The following is a 16,155-nucleotide window of genomic DNA, read 5'->3' on the forward strand; positions in this document are numbered from 1 at the left end:
GTCTGCACAGCCCCCGCCACGCGCGGTGACACCTATCCGACAGCATCTTCTGGCAGAACCTGTGTTCTACGAAGGTGTCGCCCGGACCTATAGGATCGGAATCGGGCTCGACACAACAGTTCAGCGCCGACGGAATCACCGTCAGTAGCTAGCGTCGGGAGCAAGCTGAGGTGGGAGGTGGTTAGCATATGGCTACCGCGCACGATGTCGCTGCCACAGTGCTCGCCAACCTCGGCAGCGTTACCGCCATGAAGCTGGAGAAGCTGGTCTACTACTGCCAGGGGTGGCATCTGGCACGTGAAGGCACCTTGCTGTTCCCCGAGCCGATCGAAGCTTGGCGGGAAGGGCCGGTGGTGCCGCCCCTCTACCGGCACCACCGTCGGCAGCTCACCGTGTCTGACTGGCCGCACGGGCAAGCCTCCCACCTGACCCCCGACGAACGAAGAACCGTCCGGTGGGTCACAGATCAGTACGGAAAGTTCTCGGCGAGCCAGCTGTCCGTTATGACACACAACGAGCTTCCCTGGCGGGCTGCGCGGGGTGGGCTTCCCGAGTCGGCCAACTCGTCGGCGAAGATCAGCACCGACCTCATGCGTACCTACTACGCCCGGCAGATCGCAGACTCGGAAACTGCCGTCGGTCTCGCAACCGCGAACGCTGCCCTGGAAGGCGCTGAGTTCGATCAGAACTGGCAGGACAAGCTTCGCGATGTGGCAGCAGGGGTGATCAGCGCGGACGACCTGATCTCCGAAGAGATTGCCCGCCTCAAGGGTGACTGATCCGTACTGCTGGCCGGGGACCGACTGCCTCAAGAACAAGCTGGGCATCACCGACCCGGACCTCCTCCGGGAGGCGGAGTTTCGCCTGACCTCGATCCGGGAGGTTCAGGCATCGCGCATGATCATTCCCGGCAACTACGGCCTCGACCACCTTCAGACGTTCCACCGGCAACTCTTCGGAGATCTCTACGAGTGGGCCGGACAGACCAGAACCGTCGACATCAGCAAGCCGGGAGCGCGCTTCTGTCACTGGCGCTTCATCGACGACCAGGTCAGCGCGGTCCTTGGTGGATTGACTGCGAATGGCTTCCTCCTCGGCCTCAAGCACGAAGTGTTCGTCGAGATGCTCGCGCACTACTACGGCGAGCTGAACGTGTGTCACCCGTTTCGCGAGGGCAACGGCCGGACCATCCGTTCCTTTCTTCGGCAACTTGCCGCCGCTGCGGGCTTTCTCCTCGACTGGTCGGAACTCAACGAAGCCGACAACATCGAAGCGTGCCGTGTACACCTGGCCACGACCGACACCGGGCGCCTCGTCGCGGTCCTGCGTCCAGTCGTCCGCCGATTGAGCTGATGTTCCTCGACGTGCGATGTGGGATGGTCGGAGCCCACCGGCATGGCTTGGCGAAGCCCTACAGCAGGCCCACCGCATCCCGGCTAGCCGGACCAGGTACGTCCGGTCACCCCGCCGCCTCAATCGCCGCTTCCACCTTGTCCAGGTAGTTGAACCACCACTCCCCCTGGTCCGGCTGGGAGGCAGTAGCGAGGAGATTGGCCGCAACGACGAACACGGCGGTCGCTCCCGCCGCGTTGGTTAGGACGGGTACCGGTTTGCCCGCCGTCACAGCGATCAGGAGGGCATGAACGTCCTGTACGGAGACCTCGGCCCACTGTTCCTGATGACTGATGTCGCGTGCCAGTGCGTTTACTTGCTGGTGCGATGGTGGGCCGTCATGGACCTCGAACAGGACAGCGGCGTTTACCGCGAGCGTCAGTTCGACAGCCTTGGTCAACCGCTCCGGGCTGCTGCCGAGGGCGTCAAGGGCGCTGTCGAATCTGTCGGCATCGCGGTGCACAGCGGCATCCAGGACAGCTCTGACCAGAACCTCGACCTCGTCATCGATCCTCACGGCTCGGCCCTCCGTCTCGGTGCTTCGCTCTCCACGCTTTAAAAGACCCGGCTGCCGCAGCAGTAGCCAGCAGAGTACCGGCTACCGCCTTGATGGTCGTCGGCAAGAACTCCTGGAAACTCGCGTAGGCAGCGGCCGTGGCGGAGGTCCACCACCCTATCGACTCGCTGCTGAGACGCTGTCGGGGCGGGGCAGGCGGCGCAGCCTGGTTCCGATATGAACTGTTGAGCCGCCGAGGTACCGCAGCCCTAATGACCGGTCTGACGGCTGCGGGTGGTTGGTGGGTTGTGCTACCACCACCCGTGGTCAGTTTCCCAGTGCGCGGACCTTGGCGATCGTCTCCTGGACGTGCTGCTTGGCCGGCTCGCCGCCCTGAGACGCCTGCGCCAGGGCCTGGCGGTACGCGTCGATCATGCCGACCAGCGGCCCGGCGGCAACACCTTCCAGCGCACCGGCGACAAGGGTTCGCGCCTCGGCCGCGTCCTGCGCTGCCGCTGCGGTCTTGGCCTTTGCCTCATCGAGCTTCTGCGACGCCGCCGCCAACTTCGCGATGATCTGCGCTGCGCTCACGCGCATCCTCCCCCTGGTCGACCATCGCCTCCACCACCGCACCGGCGGAGACCACAAGGGAGCGTACGAGATCCGCGCACTAAGCGCGACCACTCGATCGCCCAACGGTCGAAACCTCTAGATCTTGGACACTTTCCGTTCTCAGCTAACGGAAAGTGTCCAAGATCTGGTCGGGCTCACCGAAACCGCGGCGTCCAACGGTCAGCGATCGGCGACAAACACGCCGAGGCCGTGAACGCCCTGCACCCAGCCCTGGGTCTGAAGCACCAGGATGGCTTGCCGAACCACGGTCGTCGAGACGCCGTGCTGAGTCTTGAGCTGCACCGTGGACGGTAACTGGTCCCCCGGCGCGAGTTCTCCCGACTCGATCTGGCCCCGGATGTGATCCGCGAGCTGTTCCCACTTCGGTTTGACGGGCATATGGACTCCCAGGTCTGCCCCGCCATTCGATCACGCCCAACTACCCATGACAAGTAACGTGTTGTCGTGCTTGCTATCCGTGACTAGTTGTGTAAAGCTCCAAACAACCGGCTCCCAGGTCTGCAAACCCGGAGTTGGTTCTTTCCCCACCGCGCAGGAAGCGCCCGGTCGGTCGGTCCCCCCGTCCGGCCGGGCGTGCCGGGGCGTGCCCGCACGCCGCCCCCACCGCATCGCCGCCGGCGGCACGTGCCGCCCTGAGCAAACGCCCTGACCAGCAAGGAGACGACCGGACGGGAGCACCCGATGCCCGATCGACCCGACGACCAGCCCACCGACCCACCCTCCGGACATCCGCCAGCTGAGCGTCTCGTGTCCGAGCAGGACGTCGAGGATGCCGACGACACCCTCTTCGCCCATCCACCGCGCGTGGTTCGCCGGTGGGTCTGCGGCTGCGGCAGGGACTACCCGTGCACCGACGTGCTCTTCGCCCGCCTGGTCAAGGCCACCGCCGAGGCGGAGCAGTGAGCTGCCGAGGCCACCGATGAACGCGGATGATCTGCACACGCACGCCAATCAGCAGGTCATCGAGGCGAGGATGCGGGTCGCCGAGCACGTGACAGAGGCGTACACCGGGATCTGCCGGAGCTGCGGACGGCCTGGCCCGTGCGACGAGCAGCGGGCCGCGCGGGCCCGGCTGGCGCACTTTGGCGGCCCGGTGGACGATCTGCGCGACGCCTGGCTGGCCACGATCGCCGCCGCCGACCGGGCCGGTGCGCACCTGCACGGTGCGGGGCCACCCGGCCGGAGGCTGCCCTGGCAGGACGCGGTCACCGAGTGTTGGCGGGCGCTCGGTCTGGTCTACGCCGGCCTGGCTGCCGATCGAGCATCGCCGGTGACCGCGACAGCAGGTGAGCTGCTCGCCGGGCTGCGCGCGGCTCGGGTCGACGCTGACCGGGCCGCCGCGCTGGCCGCCCGTACCCGGTGGCGGTTGGCGGCGGCCGAGGACCGGCTGCGGCGTACCCACATCGTGGCGGACGCGGTCGCGGCCCGGCACTTCGCGGCGGCCATCACCCGGTTGGACCTGGTCGTCACCCGGCTGGCGATCGGCGGCTGCCGCATCGACCGCTCGGTGGCGGCGTTGACCGGCGAGGCGGCCACCCCCGCACCCACCGCGCCAAGAAGCACCACCAGCACCAGCACCAGCACCAGCACCAGCACCAGCGAGATCGCACGCGGCTGCCGGGTGGCGAGCGGCCTGGTGACCAGGCGACGCCGACGGAAGAACCCACTCACGATGATCAGGGGGCGACAGTGGTGAACGACCCGCACGCAGCGCTGCGTGGCCTTCTGGCGGGACGGCTGCGCGGGCACGAACGGCGACTGCGCCGGTTCACCGAGGCGGACTGGCGGCGGTACGCGGACCTGCTCGCCGGAGCGCTGCTGGTGGCGGTGCGGCGGCGGTTCGTCGCGGGGCAGGACCGGGCGCCGGTGATCCGGTTCGTGGCATCCGCGCGGGAACGCTACGACGTCACCGGAATGGACGTCGAGCCGGCGCTGGCCGAGGCGTTGGTGTGGGCGGCGCTCGGTGAACGCCCTCCGGTGCCCGACGACGCGCCGGCCATCGTCGCCCGGACGGTGCTGCTGCTCGGCCTGTTGGAGGACGAGGGCTGCACCGACCGGGAACGGGACGACGTCCTCGCGGCGGCGGCGCACGCCGCGGACAACGCCGCACCGGGCGGGAACGAGCACCAGGCCGGCGCACGGGACCAGCAGGAGACTCACTAGGACGCCACCACCGGGGACCTTCCGCAGGATCGTCGGCCGGCGGACCAAGACCAAGCCCAGGACGACAATTCCCCGACGACTCTGGCACGCTGGCGGGCGTCACGGCGGGGAGGAAGGGACCACGGGGTGGAAGGGCTCAGCCGCACCCAGCGGCCACTGGACCACGATCAGGTGCAACGCTTCGTCGCGGCGTCGTTCGGCGCGGACCGCCGGGTCGTGGACTGCGGGCCGATCCTGGGCGGCGGCTTCGCGACGGTGTGGCGGGTGGCGCTCGACGACGGGCGCGAGGTCGTGTTGAAGGTGGCGCCACCACCCGACGCGCCGCTGCTGCGCTACGAGCGGGGGCTCGCCGCCGCCGAAGCCCGGTATTTCCGCCTCGTGGCCGCGCGTGCGCCGCAGGTGCCGGTGCCGCCGCTGCTGCACCACGGCGACGATCCGGAACTCGGCGAGTGGCTGGTCACCGGCCTGCTGCCCGGACGGTCGCTGCGGGAATGGTCGGAGGGCGAGCAGCACCTCGACGACACCCCGGCCCGCTACGACTTCGGCGTCGCGATCGCCGCGCTGCACCGGGTGACCGGCGACCACTACGGGTACGGCGGCGGCCGGGCGAGTGGCGCGACGTGGCGTACGGCCTTCGCCGCCATGCTCGACGACCTGCTCGCCGACGCGGCGGACTGGGACGTACGACTTCCCACCTCGCCGGCGCGGATCCGGGAGTTGCCCGAGCGGTACGCCTGGGCCCTGGACCAGGTACGCCGGCCGGCGCTGCTGCACTTCGACGGCTGGGACGGCAACGTGCTCGCCGAACCCGGGCCTGCGGGCACCCTGCGCCTGCGCGGGATCGTGGACGGCGAGCGGTTCCTGTTCGGCGATCCGCTGCTGGACCTCGTGTCACCCCTGCTGTATCGCCGGGTGGAGGACGACCCCGACCACCCGTTCCTGCGGGGCTACCGCGCCGCCGCGGCCGATCCGGTGGTCTTCGACGAGTCCACCCTGCGGCGGCTCAGCCTCTACCGCCTGCACCTGTACCTGTTGATGACTGTCGAGATGCCCGGCCGGGGAATCACCCGGGAGAATCGCCCGGACCGGTTCGAGCGGCTGGCCGACCTGCTTGATCAGGAGCTGACCGAGCTGCGGCGTGCGAGTCCGTCGGCCATCGCAGGCGGTACCGGCTGACGTCCTCGGAGGCGGCCACGCCGGCCCTCATGAACATCGTCAGCACGGCGTCGCGCGCCCGCCGCTCGCGGGCGCCGGTCGGAAACTTCAGGCTGCCGGTACGGCGAGCGAGCCCGGCGACCGTCGCCACCCGTGGCTCACGCAGCTGTTGGAAGCGCACGAAGGCGTCACCGACGTCTTCTGCCGAGGCGAGACACCGGGCCAGGACCAGGGCGTCTTCGAGCGCCATGGAGCTGCTCTGCCCGTCGTGCGGCGGCATCGCGTGCGCCGCGTCGCCGACCAGGCACATCCGACCGCGGCTCCACCGCGCCGGCGGGACGAGGTCGTGCACCGGCCACCGGATGATCGGGCCGGTGCTGGCGTCGATGATGGCGGGGATCGGCGGGTGGTCTGAGCCGTGCAGCTCGACGAGCCGCTGCCGCCACCGGTCCATCGGATCAGCCCGTGGCCCCGCCACCACCTCCACCTCGCCCGTGAGCAGGCTCTGGAACCAGACCACCTCGCCGTCCGGCAACGCCTGGTAGCCGAAGAACGCGTTGGCGCCGAACGTCAGCCGCAGCACTCCGTCCGGTGCGATCCCGTCGACCCGCGGGGCCGAGCCGCCGCCGTCGAGGGCTCCGGTGAACCGGGCGGGCGGATGCTCGGGGAACATCGTCCGACGCGTGTACGAGTGCACCCCGTCGGCGCCGATCAAGAGGTCACCGCTGTGACTGGATCCGTCGGCGAGGGTGGCGACGACCCGGTCGTGCCCGTCATCGCGCAGCCCGACGACCCGCTCACCCTCGACGATACGGACGCCGGCGCCACGGGCCGCCTCGCGCAGCACCTCGCCGAGCCGGTCCCGGCGGATCAGCGTGCTCACCTGGTTGTTGCTGCCGATCTCCCGTCCCCGGTGGTCGTAAAAGGAGATGCGGTCAGTCGGCGTGCCGGCGGCGTCGACCGCGGCGAGCAGGCCCAGGTCGCGCAGCACGGTACGGCCGTTGTCGGCCAGGCTCAGGTGCGACCCGAGCGGCCGCTCGCGCGGCGGCCGGGCCTCAAGAACCGTCACGCGCCAGCCGATCCGGCGCAGGAAGAGACCGACTGCCGTTCCGGCGATTCCCGCCCCGACGATGACGGCGTGCGCGGGATTGATCATGTCGAGCCAGCCGTCATCGGTGGCCCGAAAGGACACGTCGTACCCATTTTGTGCCCCCGTGTGGCGGGTGCTGTGGGCACGTCCGCCGCCCCGACCGTAATCACGGCGGCCACCGTGGTCAAGACAGCAAGATCCATCAATGTGAGGGTTGACACCGGCATAGACGGCCGGAATGCTGTGGGGGTCCTGCTAACCGAGGCGGGGCCACGTATCCGGGGGAGTCGGTCTTTCACTGCATTCGCCTGTGCGCGGCTCCATGGCCATCACTGGAAGTCTCTCCGCCAGCGAATGCTCCGAATAGGACGGCCGTCGTCCATGGTCGCTGTCGGGTGCTGCGGTACTGCCGCGAAGAGCATCCGAAGTAGGGCCTGGGCAATTGTCGCACCAGCTCGGTCGATCGCTGGTCGGACTGCTGCACGGTGATTCCACCCGTCATCCGACGGTGGCGCGTCATGCACCCCTAAGCACGGCGCAGGGCCGCGGCCTCACTTCCGACAACCGTATTCTTCGGGAGGTGTCGTGATGAAGAACAACTCGGCCGGCTGACGCAACCAATTATCTTTCGTCCCGATGAGCGTGTGTCGCGTCGCGGCACACGCTCATCGGCAGCGCAACCGTTCCCGCTCGGGAAGGAACAGGTGTGACCCCGGAGACGACCTACCCGATGACCCTCGGCCAACTATCGGTCTGGCGGGACATCGAAAAAATGCATCCGGAGAAGTGGTGGGAGGGCAACCTCTGCTTTTCCTGGTCGTTGCCGGAAAATGTGACCGCGGCGGACGTCTGGCGCGCGGTCGGAGCACTCGGCATGCGGCACGCCTCGCTGCGCACGACGTTCGACGTCGAGGACCCGGGAGATCCGCGCCAGCGCGTCGCGGTGGATTCCCCCGCCGACGTGGTCGAGGCGGTACGACAGCCCGACGGCGAGACGGGGATGTCCCGGATCGAGACCGAGGAGATCCAGCGGCCGTTCACGCTCACCACCGACCTGCCGTGGCGGGTGTGGCTGACCGAGAGCGACGGCCGCCCCCGTGAACTGTTGGTCGTCATCCACCACATGGCGGCCGACGGCGCGGGCATCAACACCATGGAGCGGGACTTCTACGCCCTGCTGGCCGGGGAGGCGCTGCCACCGGCGCCGCAGCCGGCCGACCTCGCGACGCGGCAACGGTCCGGCGAGATGGACGCCAGACTGCTCGCCGCGGAGTCGTACTGGCGCAAGGTGCTGGCGGGGGCACCCCGGCGGACCCCGCCCGCGCCGGGGCCGGTGCTCCGGGCGACGATGCACACCGGCATCCCCGAGCCCATCCTCCGCCAGGCGGCGCGCGGCATCGGCGTGACCGTGGCAGGGGTGCTGCTCACCGCGTACTGCCGGGCGATCATCGCGACGGGCACCACCGGCACCCCGGTCCTGCTCTACCCCATGTCGTCCAACCGGTTCGACCCGGCGGTCACGTCGCTCGTCACGTCGATGAACCAGTGGGTCCCCCTGCTGGCCGCACCGGAACCGGACGAACCGTTCGCGCACACCGCGCGCGCCCTGTACGTACGGAACATGCGGGCCCTCAAGCACGGGGTCTACGACCCGGACACGGTGGCGCGGATTCGCGAGGACGCCGAACGGGAGGGCGGCCCGCTCGACCCGGGGTACCACTTCACCTTCCTGCTGCCCCCGATGGTGGTGCAGCCGCCGGAGACGATCCAGGAATCGCGGATCGAGTGGCACGTGCCGATCCGCTCGACCGGGCCCGGCTTCTATCTGATGGCCAACGCCGACACGACGGTCCGGCTGACCGTGCGGGTGATCCGCGAGGGCTACCGCCGCGCGGAACTCGACGCTCTGCTCGTCGCCATGCGCGACGACCTGCTGGAGCTGGTCGGCGCGAGCGCGGAGGCCGCCGGATGACCACGACCGCGCCGCCCACCACCCCTGCGGTCACGCCGAGCCTGTGGCGTCACCGGGACTTCATGACGCTGTGGACCGGCCAGACCCTCAGCGAGACCGGTTCCGCGGTGTCCACCCTCGCCGTCCCGCTCATCGCGGTGTCCGTGCTGAACGCGTCCACGTTCTCGGTGAGCCTGCTCCAGGCCGCCGGGATGGCGGCGTACCTGCTCGTCGCGTTGCCGGCCGGGGTGATCGTCGACCGGATGCGCAAGCGGCGGCTGATGGTGTTCTGCAACCTGCTGCGGGCCCTCGCGATGGGCACCATTCCGCTGGCGTTCTTCGCCGGTGAGCTCACCATGGCGCAGTTGTGGCTGGTGGCGGCCCTGTGCAGCGTCTGCTCCGTCTTCTTCGAGGTGGCCTACCAGTGCTACCTGCCGACTGTGGTGCGCTCCGACCAGCTGCTGGACGCGAACGGCAAACTCAGCACCACGTACTCGGTCGCCCAGGTGGCGGGTATCGGGCTCGGCGGAGGACTGGTCGCGGTCTTCGGCGCGGCGCGGACGGTCCTCATCGACGCCGCCTCGTTCGCGGTCAGCGCCGTCTCGCTGCTGCTGATCCGGCGCAGGGAGCCGGAGGTGGCCGTACCGCAGGGCCCCCGGCCGCGGCTGCGGGAGGAGATCTCCGCCGGCCTGGCCTTCGCCTTCCGGCATCCGGTGCTGCGGAAGATCGTCGCGGCCAGCGGCACCCTGAACGTGTTCAGTCAGGTGATCTACGCCCTCTCGGTCATCTACCTGGTCCGGGTCCTCAAGCTGACGCCGGCCGAGGTGGCCGTGCAACTGGCGCTGGGCACGGCCGGCGGCATCGCCGGCGGACTCGCCTCCGGCAGGCTGGCTCGACGGATCGGCACCGCCCGCATCATCTGGGTCTCCCTGCTCGGGCTCGGCTGGACGATGCTGCTGGTGCCGCTGGCCGAGCCCGGCTGGCGGGTCGCGTTCTACACCGTCGGCATGACCGGCTTCGCCGCACTCTGCGCGATCTACAACGCGGCCCAGATCAGCTACCGGCAGCAGATGTGCCCGCCGGAACTGCTCGGCCGCCTCACCGCCGGGGTCCGCTGGATCGTGTGGGGCGCCCTGCCGATCGGCGCGGTTCTCGGTGGTGTGCTGGGCACCTGGCTCGGCGTCCGCGAGACCCTGGTGATCGCCGCCCTCGGCGTCTGGGCCTCCGGGCTGTGGGTCTACTTCTCGCCGCTGCGGAGAATGCGTGACTTCACGCCCGTCCCCGAGCCGGCCAGCCAGTCCTGACGGGCAGAGAGCCGCCGGCGAGGCGCGCGGACCTCAGCGGTTCGGGCCGGCCAGCGCCGCCCACGTACGCGCCACCCCGGTGGGCAGGTCGGTGACGGGGTGCCAGTCCAGCATCGCCGACGCGCGTCGGACGTCGAGCCAGATGTCGCGCCGGTCGAAGGCCCGACGGTCCGCGTACCGGATGGTCAACGGCCGACCGACGGTCGCCCTCACCACCTCCAGCAGCTCGGCGAGGGAGGTGGGATGGCCGGCGCCGACGTTGAGGACGGCGCCGTCGAGCGCCTCGCGGGTGTCGCGGTCCAGGTGACGGTCCCACACTGCCAGCAGGGCGGCCACGACGTCGTCGATGTAGACGTAGTCGCGGCGGGTGACCGGGTCGCCGAACACCTGCAACGGCCGGCGCGTGGCCGCGGCCTCCAGCCAGTGCGACACCACGCCGAGCCCGCCCTCGGCGCGCTGGCCGGGCCCGTACACGTTGGACGGCCGCAGCACGACCGGCCGGAGGTGGTCGGCGGCCTCGCGCAGGGCCTGCTCCTGGGCCAGCTTCGCCCGGCCGTAGACGCTGTCGGGGCCGAGTGGGCCGGTCTCGTCCACCGGTGGCGGCACATCCGGCCGGTACGCCGTCCCGCCGGATCCCAGCAGGACGAAGGTGGGACGGCGGGCGCCCAGCTTGCACGCCTCCAGTGCGGCGGCGAGGGCACGCTGGTCCAGCTCGACGAGTTCGGGCTGGCTGACGGCCCTCTTCGGCGTGACCGTGCCGGCGGCCCAGAAGACCAGGTCCGCCCCCCTGATCGTGTCGGCGTAGCGGTGTTCCTCGACGGCGTTGCGGGGTCGGGTCACCCGGTGCGGAGGCAGGCGGCGGCGTTCGAGCGCACGGCACAGACTGGCGCCGATGAAACCGTCCGACCCGACGACCACCGTGACCGGGGCGGGGACGGCGCTCACCCCGGGACCTCGGTCTGCACGGCGCGGGTCGCCAGGTCGGCGGCGTAGTCGGCGGTCCCCTCACGGGCGGCCAGCAGGTTGCGGTGCAGGGTCTCCAGCAGGTCGAGGGAGTATCCGCTGTCGCGCCACTCCTGCTCGGTGACGCCGTAGCCCAGCCGACGCCACAGGTCGGCGTTGACCTGCTCGTGCGCGCCGAAGGGCGCCAGCAGCACGATCGGCGTGGCCGACCAGAGCGAGTCGATCAAAGTGCCCCCGCCGGTCTTGCAGAGCATGGCGACGCGGTGTCGGGCGAGGTCGAACGAGTCGTGGTACGCCGCACCCCGTCGGTACCGCACCGTGCCGTCCGGAAGGATCTCGCCGAACGGTGGGAAGCCGTCGTCCTGCCAGGCCTCCCACTCCGGGTCGATCATGAAAGCCCGGCAGCCGGGGGGCAGCTCGGACACGTCGGCCGGGTCGTGGGTCACCACGTCGACCAGCAGCCCCGCCCGGGCGAGATCCGCCGCGCGGTCCCGGTAGGTGCCCAGCCCCCAGCCGCCGCCGTGCGCCAGCAGGCGGGGCTCCCGCCGCTGCCACGGCACCGGGCCCTCGTCGCCGACGCGGATGCTCGTCGGCGCGGTGCCCCGCTCGGCGTCGAACATCCACACGTGACGAAAGCGCTCCGTGCGGGCCCGGAAGAGGTTGAAGGAGGCGGTCGGCGCGGCATCGAGGTGACAGATGTCCACCCGAGGCGTTCGGGACGCGAGCGCCTCGTACCGTTCGACGACGGGCACCCAGAAGCCGGAGAAGATCACCACCTGGTCCACGTCCGCGGCCCGCCACCGGTGCAGCAGTTGATCGACCGCAGCGTCGTCGAGCGCCGGCATCTGATCACGCACCATGCGCTGGGCGGCCACCGCGAGCTTGAAGTTCCCTCTGAAGGCCAGCTTGGCGGCCCTCAGCCGGTCGAGTTCGTCGGGTCGCAGCAGCCGCTCGAACACCTCCACGCGCACCTCGATCCCGAGGGCCCGCAACCGACCCGCCAGGATGAGGGCCGGTACGTGGGTGCCGAGCGTGGCGCCCGACGTCAGCAGCACAGTGGCCATCGATGCTCCGATCGTCGGGAGTCAGGTGACGAGACTCGGGGCGCCGGCCGTCGCGACGAGCAGGTCGCCCACCTGCGCTTCGAGGGCGACCCGGGCCGCGTCGTCCGGGGCGAACACGGCGAGAAAGAGCCGCCCACGGGGCGGGGTGAGCGTCCCCGAGGCCAGCGGCAGCACCCCCGGCTCGTCGCCGCGAAACAGCAGCTTTGCCTCGTCCAACGCGGACACCAGCCTGGCCACCGTGTCGCCGGGCCGCACCGGCGTCGTGCGGCAGCGCAACCAGGAGCGCAGGCCGACCGTCCGGGCCCGCCGGTCGAGGTGCAGGTTCAGCAGGCCCATCGATCGTCGGGCGTTGATCTCCAGCACCGGTACGACCGTGCCGTCGCCCAGCCGCAGTCCGTCGACGCAGACCGGCCCGGTGTAGCCCTCGGCCGCGAGCGCCGTCCCGACCCGCGCGATCACCTCCCGGTGCGCGGTGGTGTCGAGGCTCGCGTGCTGATCCGCGGGGAGCGGACCGGAGCCGCGGTAGGCGAACTCGGCGTTGTCGACGTGCTGTACGCCCCGCCACCGCACCGCGCCGCTCGGGTCGACCTCAAGGTGGGTGGAGAAGCTGGACGCCTCCGCGAAGAGGGGTTGCACCAGCAGCTCCACCCGAGCCCCGCGCGCGACCTGCCGCTCCAGGTGCCGGACGACCGTGTCCAGCACCCGAGGGTTGCCGACCCGCAGGGCGCCCCGGCCGGCGACCCCGTACGGATCCTTGAGCACGACGTCGTGCGGCGCGTCCTGCACCAGCCGCCGCACCTGCCGGGGCGTGGTGGCCAGGACGGCACCGCCGGGCAGGCCGGCGTCCCGAACCAGGTCGTTCGACCAGACCTTGGAGTTGACGCGGGCGACGACCTCGACGGCGGGGACCGTGGCACGCAGGCCGAGTCGGCGCACCGCCACGGAGGTGTCCGGCCGGACGGCGTAGAACGCCGCGGCCCACCCGGACATCCCCGGCAGGGACGTGCCACCAGCCGACGCCAGCCGCTCCTCCACGGTGGCGTCCTGGTGACCCGGCACGGCCGCGACCCGTGGTGCGATGCCGGCGACCGCCAGCGCCTCGACCAGGGCCTCGTCCATCGGCTCGGCGGTGAGCAGCAGATCGCCCGGAGCGCACCCGACCGCCAGCAGCTCGTCCATGCCGCGACGTCCCCGGCTGCCACCTGCCGCCGGGCCGGCGGGCAGCCCGGCGAGATCCTCCGGCCGCCACGCCGCCTCCGCGTCGAACGAGCCGAAGTGAACGGTCCCGCTCACCTCACCGGCCATCGCCGTCGAGGGCGAAATGGCAGAACGCCTTCACCGACTCCAGGTGGATGCTGTCCAGCGACTCGAAGTCGATCTCGACGTCGAACTCCTCCTCGACGGCGAGCAGGAACGTGATCATGTGCAGCGAGTCGATTCCGAGGTCGAGCAGCAGATTCGTGTCCGCCGTCACCTCCTGGGCCAGCGCCGGATCCTCCAGAACCCGCGCGAGCAGGACCGCCATGCGGGTGACCACCTCTGCCATGCGTTCACTCCCCGCTCAGGTAGAGAAGGATGCACTTCGAGCACACCGGCATGAGGCCGCTGTCGCGCAGGATGCCGCGGACCCGGGTGAACCGCTCGCTCTGCCAGATGTCCTGCATGGACTGCTCGCTCAGGTCGCCGATGACGAACTCGGGGAAGAACTTGCACGAGCTGACCCGGCCGTCGGCGTGGATCTCGATCCGGTTGGACACCGCCAGGCAGCGGCTGCGCCGCTGGGCGGGACGGGACGTGCCGCGGATGAAGTCGTCGATCTCATCCGCCTCGACCTGCGGCTGGTAGCGCACCCGCAGATCCCACACCCGGCTCGCCAGCCGCGCCATCGACTCCTTCAGCACCGGCAGGTACTGCTCGGGCAGCGCATAGGTGTACGAGTGCCACGTCGGCTTGTCGCCCGGCTCCGGCGGGTTGAGCCACGAGAACGACTCCTCGTAGAGCCGGTCCATCGCCGACGCCGTCTCCGGGCTGATGTACCAGGGCAGCAGCCAGTAGACCGAGTTGAAGCCGGTCTGCTCGGCCCACTCGGTGAACTCGTACATGCGGCCGACCATGTCCTCGCTGACCATGCACGCGACGGACAACTCGCCCTGGTACTCGCCGCGCCGTTGGAGGTCGAGCATCGCCTCGACGTTGCGCAGGGTGCGCCGGAACGATCCCTTGCCCCGCAACGCCTCGTGCTCCGGCTCGAAGCCGTCCAGGCTGACCAGCAGGTTGAGTCGTGGCCCGATGGCCAGCAGGTGTTCGGCGTTGCGCTCCATCAACAGGCCGTTGGTGCACATGTTGACGACTCGCGGCACGGCGCCCAGCAGCTTGGCGATCTCTCCGAACCGGGAGTGCATCAGGGGCTCACCGCCCCACAGAAAGACCTTCGCCTGCTCGGGCGCGGTCGTCTCCAGCACGTCCCGGACGACGTCGAGGTCGAGTTCGGAACGCCTGCGCTGGCTGTCGTAGTTGTGGAAGAACCCCTGCTCGTTCCACTGGAAGCAGTGGTGGCACCGCAGATTGCACCGGTAGGTCAGCTGCATGCTGACCTCCTGCGGCAACGCGGTGGCGTAGAGGGGATCCGCCGCCAGGTTACGGCGCGTCGCCGACCGGATCGCCACCGTCCGGCGCAGATCGTGCAGTTCCCCGGACGTGAAGACCTTGTTGGTACGTGGGTAGGACATGCAGGCTCCCCGCTCGTCTGCCACGAAACGGTCACTCCTGCGCGGGGCAGGGGACATCGCTTCGCCAGATTCGTGATTGGATCGGGGGCCGTTCGCATCCCTACATGCGCACGAACCCCCGGTATCACACAAGGAACCGGCGGCGGCAGTCCGACGTGGATGTGAGTGTCCTGCTCACCCCCCGCCACGGGTCGTTCACCACACTGACACATGAGGTCTTCGTCGTAAACCCCGCGTGCTCCGCCTTTCGGCCACTCGGATGCGCCTCAGCGCAGGGCGCGGAACAGCAGCAGGTAGGCGCAGTAGCCCAGCGGCACCAGCAGGAAGCAGATCAGGAACCCGAGCGGCAGGTACCGGGGTGGGGTGCCGGCGACCATGGCGGGTCTCCCCCATCGGCCCAGCACCAGGTACCCGCCGAAGAACGCCAGCGCCGGCAGCCCCGCACAGATCCACGCGCCGAGGGTGAAGCCGTCGACCAGGCCGACCCCGGAGGCGAGCACGAGGGTCAGCATGAGCACCCCCGCCGCCGCCCCGCACGCGGCGTAGACGGCGACCGCCCGCGCCAGCGGCGACCACGTCGGCAGCAGCGCCGGCCGTTGGGCAAGCAGCTCGGCCTGCTGCCCGTGCCGGTCGGCCTCGTCGGCCATCCGCCGGGCCAGCTCCAGCTCCACCACCGGGTCGACCGCCGCCGCCCGCTGCGCCGGCACCCCGGCGCCCGCCGGGCTCACCGCAGTCGGCAGCGCCAGCGGCGACTGCACGACCGGCAGCTCGGGGTACGCTCCGACACCCGCCCGCCCCGGCACGCCGGCTGCGCCGGCGGACCCGCCGTCCCCCGATCCGCTGACGATGGGCGAGCCGGACCCCGCCGGCGGACCGGGCCAGGTGGCGGGGTCACCGGCCGGGCCGGTCGGCGGCGGCGAGCCGGACCAGGTGGTGGCCGTCCCGGTTGCTGGCGGGCGGGGCGGGACGCCCGTACTCGTTCCCGGCGCGTCGTTGCCCGGTGCGGCGGTCGGGCCGGCCGGTGGCTGGCCGATGCCGATCGCGCGGCCGAGCTGGTCGAGGCGGTGGCCCTGGGCGGTCAGCCGCTGGTGCAGGTAGTCGGCGGCGGCATGCAGGTCACGGCGGCGCTCGGACTCGGCTGCGGCGTCCCGCTCGCCGGCGCGGCGGTGCTCGGCGAGCTGTCGGGCCAGCGCCGCGTACTCCTCGAAGGACACT

Annotated in this window: 18 protein-coding genes; 8 read left to right on the forward strand and 10 right to left on the reverse strand. The window is 70.6% G+C overall.

Annotated elements, in window-relative coordinates:
* Positions 1–188 precede the first annotated feature (188 nt).
* The gene (locus tag ABZT87_RS09595; RefSeq protein WP_355134785.1) at positions 189–779 is read left to right on the forward strand and encodes a type II toxin-antitoxin system antitoxin SocA domain-containing protein; all 591 of its coding nucleotides are present in this window, start codon (positions 189–191) and stop codon (positions 777–779) included.
* On the forward strand, positions 772–1,353 hold the full coding sequence (locus tag ABZT87_RS09600) for a Fic family protein (RefSeq protein ID WP_355134787.1): 582 nt from the start codon (positions 772–774) through the stop codon (positions 1,351–1,353). The genes ABZT87_RS09595 and ABZT87_RS09600 overlap by 8 nt, the downstream gene beginning before the upstream one ends.
* Before the next feature lie 106 nt (positions 1,354–1,459).
* Here the strand turns inward: ABZT87_RS09600 and ABZT87_RS09605 are convergent, their stop codons facing one another.
* The 3 genes from ABZT87_RS09605 to ABZT87_RS09615 form a co-directional block, all read right to left on the reverse strand.
* Positions 1,460–1,909 carry a hypothetical protein gene (locus tag ABZT87_RS09605; protein WP_355134789.1) on the reverse strand — a complete coding sequence of 150 codons (450 nt, stop codon included), beginning with the start codon at positions 1,907–1,909 and terminating at the stop codon, positions 1,460–1,462.
* A 306-nt stretch (positions 1,910–2,215) separates the two neighbouring features.
* Positions 2,216–2,479, reverse strand: a complete 264-nt coding sequence (locus ABZT87_RS09610) for a DUF6244 family protein (protein WP_354861022.1) — start codon at positions 2,477–2,479, stop codon at positions 2,216–2,218.
* A 201-nt stretch (positions 2,480–2,680) separates the two neighbouring features.
* Positions 2,681–2,899, reverse strand: coding sequence for a winged helix-turn-helix domain-containing protein (locus ABZT87_RS09615; RefSeq protein WP_354861024.1), 219 nt, complete (start codon positions 2,897–2,899; stop codon positions 2,681–2,683).
* 303 nt (positions 2,900–3,202) lie between these two features.
* Between ABZT87_RS09615 and ABZT87_RS09620 the strand changes: the two genes are divergently transcribed.
* The 4 genes from ABZT87_RS09620 to ABZT87_RS09635 all read left to right on the forward strand — a co-directional run bounded on the left by ABZT87_RS09620 (position 3,203) and on the right by ABZT87_RS09635 (position 5,860).
* Positions 3,203–3,424 (forward strand): hypothetical protein, encoded by a 222-nt coding sequence (locus tag ABZT87_RS09620; protein WP_355134791.1) that lies wholly within the window; start codon positions 3,203–3,205, stop codon positions 3,422–3,424.
* A 16-nt stretch (positions 3,425–3,440) separates the two neighbouring features.
* A complete protein-coding gene (locus ABZT87_RS09625; protein WP_355134793.1) occupies positions 3,441–4,217 on the forward strand; it encodes a hypothetical protein in 777 nt (258 codons plus the stop codon).
* Positions 4,214–4,684: a hypothetical protein gene (locus ABZT87_RS09630; protein ID WP_355134795.1), complete on the forward strand. Its 471-nt coding sequence runs from the start codon at positions 4,214–4,216 to the stop codon at positions 4,682–4,684. The genes ABZT87_RS09625 and ABZT87_RS09630 overlap by 4 nt, the downstream gene beginning before the upstream one ends.
* Positions 4,685–4,810: 126 nt before the next feature.
* The gene (locus tag ABZT87_RS09635; protein WP_355134797.1) at positions 4,811–5,860 is read left to right on the forward strand and encodes an aminoglycoside phosphotransferase family protein; all 1,050 of its coding nucleotides are present in this window, start codon (positions 4,811–4,813) and stop codon (positions 5,858–5,860) included.
* Here ABZT87_RS09635 and ABZT87_RS09640 read toward each other — a convergent pair.
* Complete coding sequence (locus tag ABZT87_RS09640; protein ID WP_355134799.1) at positions 5,748–7,031, reverse strand: FAD-dependent monooxygenase; 1,284 nt, start codon at positions 7,029–7,031, stop codon at positions 5,748–5,750. The genes ABZT87_RS09635 and ABZT87_RS09640 overlap by 113 nt on opposite strands.
* A 604-nt stretch (positions 7,032–7,635) precedes the next feature.
* Between ABZT87_RS09640 and ABZT87_RS09645 the strand changes: the two genes are divergently transcribed.
* Together ABZT87_RS09645 and ABZT87_RS09650 are read left to right on the forward strand one after the other, a co-directional pair.
* Positions 7,636–8,901 (forward strand): condensation domain-containing protein, encoded by a 1,266-nt coding sequence (locus ABZT87_RS09645; protein WP_355134801.1) that lies wholly within the window; start codon positions 7,636–7,638, stop codon positions 8,899–8,901.
* Positions 8,898–10,184 carry an MFS transporter gene (locus ABZT87_RS09650; RefSeq protein WP_355134803.1) on the forward strand — a complete coding sequence of 429 codons (1,287 nt, stop codon included), beginning with the start codon at positions 8,898–8,900 and terminating at the stop codon, positions 10,182–10,184. Before ABZT87_RS09645 ends, ABZT87_RS09650 begins: the two co-directional genes overlap by 4 nt.
* A gap of 33 nt (positions 10,185–10,217) precedes the next feature.
* Here ABZT87_RS09650 and ABZT87_RS09655 read toward each other — a convergent pair whose 3' ends face one another.
* The 6 genes from ABZT87_RS09655 to ABZT87_RS09680 form a co-directional block, all read right to left on the reverse strand.
* The gene (locus ABZT87_RS09655; RefSeq protein WP_355134805.1) at positions 10,218–11,129 is read right to left on the reverse strand and encodes an NAD-dependent epimerase/dehydratase family protein; all 912 of its coding nucleotides are present in this window, start codon (positions 11,127–11,129) and stop codon (positions 10,218–10,220) included.
* Complete coding sequence (locus ABZT87_RS09660) at positions 11,126–12,211, reverse strand: hypothetical protein (protein ID WP_355134807.1); 1,086 nt, start codon at positions 12,209–12,211, stop codon at positions 11,126–11,128. The genes ABZT87_RS09655 and ABZT87_RS09660 overlap by 4 nt, the downstream gene beginning before the upstream one ends.
* A 21-nt stretch (positions 12,212–12,232) precedes the next feature.
* Positions 12,233–13,504, reverse strand: a complete 1,272-nt coding sequence (locus ABZT87_RS09665; protein WP_355134809.1) for a hypothetical protein — start codon at positions 13,502–13,504, stop codon at positions 12,233–12,235.
* 1 nt (position 13,505) lies between these two features.
* The gene (locus ABZT87_RS09670; RefSeq protein WP_354861041.1) at positions 13,506–13,757 is read right to left on the reverse strand and encodes a phosphopantetheine-binding protein; all 252 of its coding nucleotides are present in this window, start codon (positions 13,755–13,757) and stop codon (positions 13,506–13,508) included.
* A 4-nt stretch (positions 13,758–13,761) separates the two neighbouring features.
* A complete protein-coding gene (locus tag ABZT87_RS09675) occupies positions 13,762–14,940 on the reverse strand; it encodes a radical SAM protein (RefSeq protein ID WP_355134811.1) in 1,179 nt (392 codons plus the stop codon).
* 266 nt (positions 14,941–15,206) lie between these two features.
* A complete protein-coding gene (locus ABZT87_RS09680; RefSeq protein ID WP_355134813.1) occupies positions 15,207–16,154 on the reverse strand; it encodes a hypothetical protein in 948 nt (315 codons plus the stop codon).
* Between the last annotated feature and the right edge of the window lies 1 nt (position 16,155).

Origin of the sequence: Micromonospora sp. NPDC005237, assembly GCF_040607775.1 — a bacterium.
Taxonomy (GTDB): Bacteria; Actinomycetota; Actinomycetes; order Mycobacteriales; family Micromonosporaceae; genus Micromonospora.

What these genes read in the sequence shown, in the direction of transcription:
- ABZT87_RS09670 (WP_354861041.1), bottom strand. Translation starts at nt 13,757, where the DNA reads ATGGCAGAGGTGGTCACCCGCATGGCGGTCCTGCTCGCGCGGGTTCTG.
- ABZT87_RS09660 (WP_355134807.1), bottom strand. Translation starts at nt 12,211, where the DNA reads ATGGCCACTGTGCTGCTGACGTCGGGCGCCACGCTCGGCACCCACGTA.
- ABZT87_RS09675 (WP_355134811.1), bottom strand. Translation starts at nt 14,940, where the DNA reads ATGTCCTACCCACGTACCAACAAGGTCTTCACGTCCGGGGAACTGCAC.
- ABZT87_RS09595 (WP_355134785.1), top strand. Translation starts at nt 189, where the DNA reads ATGGCTACCGCGCACGATGTCGCTGCCACAGTGCTCGCCAACCTCGGC.
- ABZT87_RS09650 (WP_355134803.1), top strand. Translation starts at nt 8,898, where the DNA reads ATGACCACGACCGCGCCGCCCACCACCCCTGCGGTCACGCCGAGCCTG.
- ABZT87_RS09620 (WP_355134791.1), top strand. Translation starts at nt 3,203, where the DNA reads ATGCCCGATCGACCCGACGACCAGCCCACCGACCCACCCTCCGGACAT.
- ABZT87_RS09615 (WP_354861024.1), bottom strand. Translation starts at nt 2,899, where the DNA reads ATGCCCGTCAAACCGAAGTGGGAACAGCTCGCGGATCACATCCGGGGC.
- ABZT87_RS09625 (WP_355134793.1), top strand. Translation starts at nt 3,441, where the DNA reads ATGAACGCGGATGATCTGCACACGCACGCCAATCAGCAGGTCATCGAG.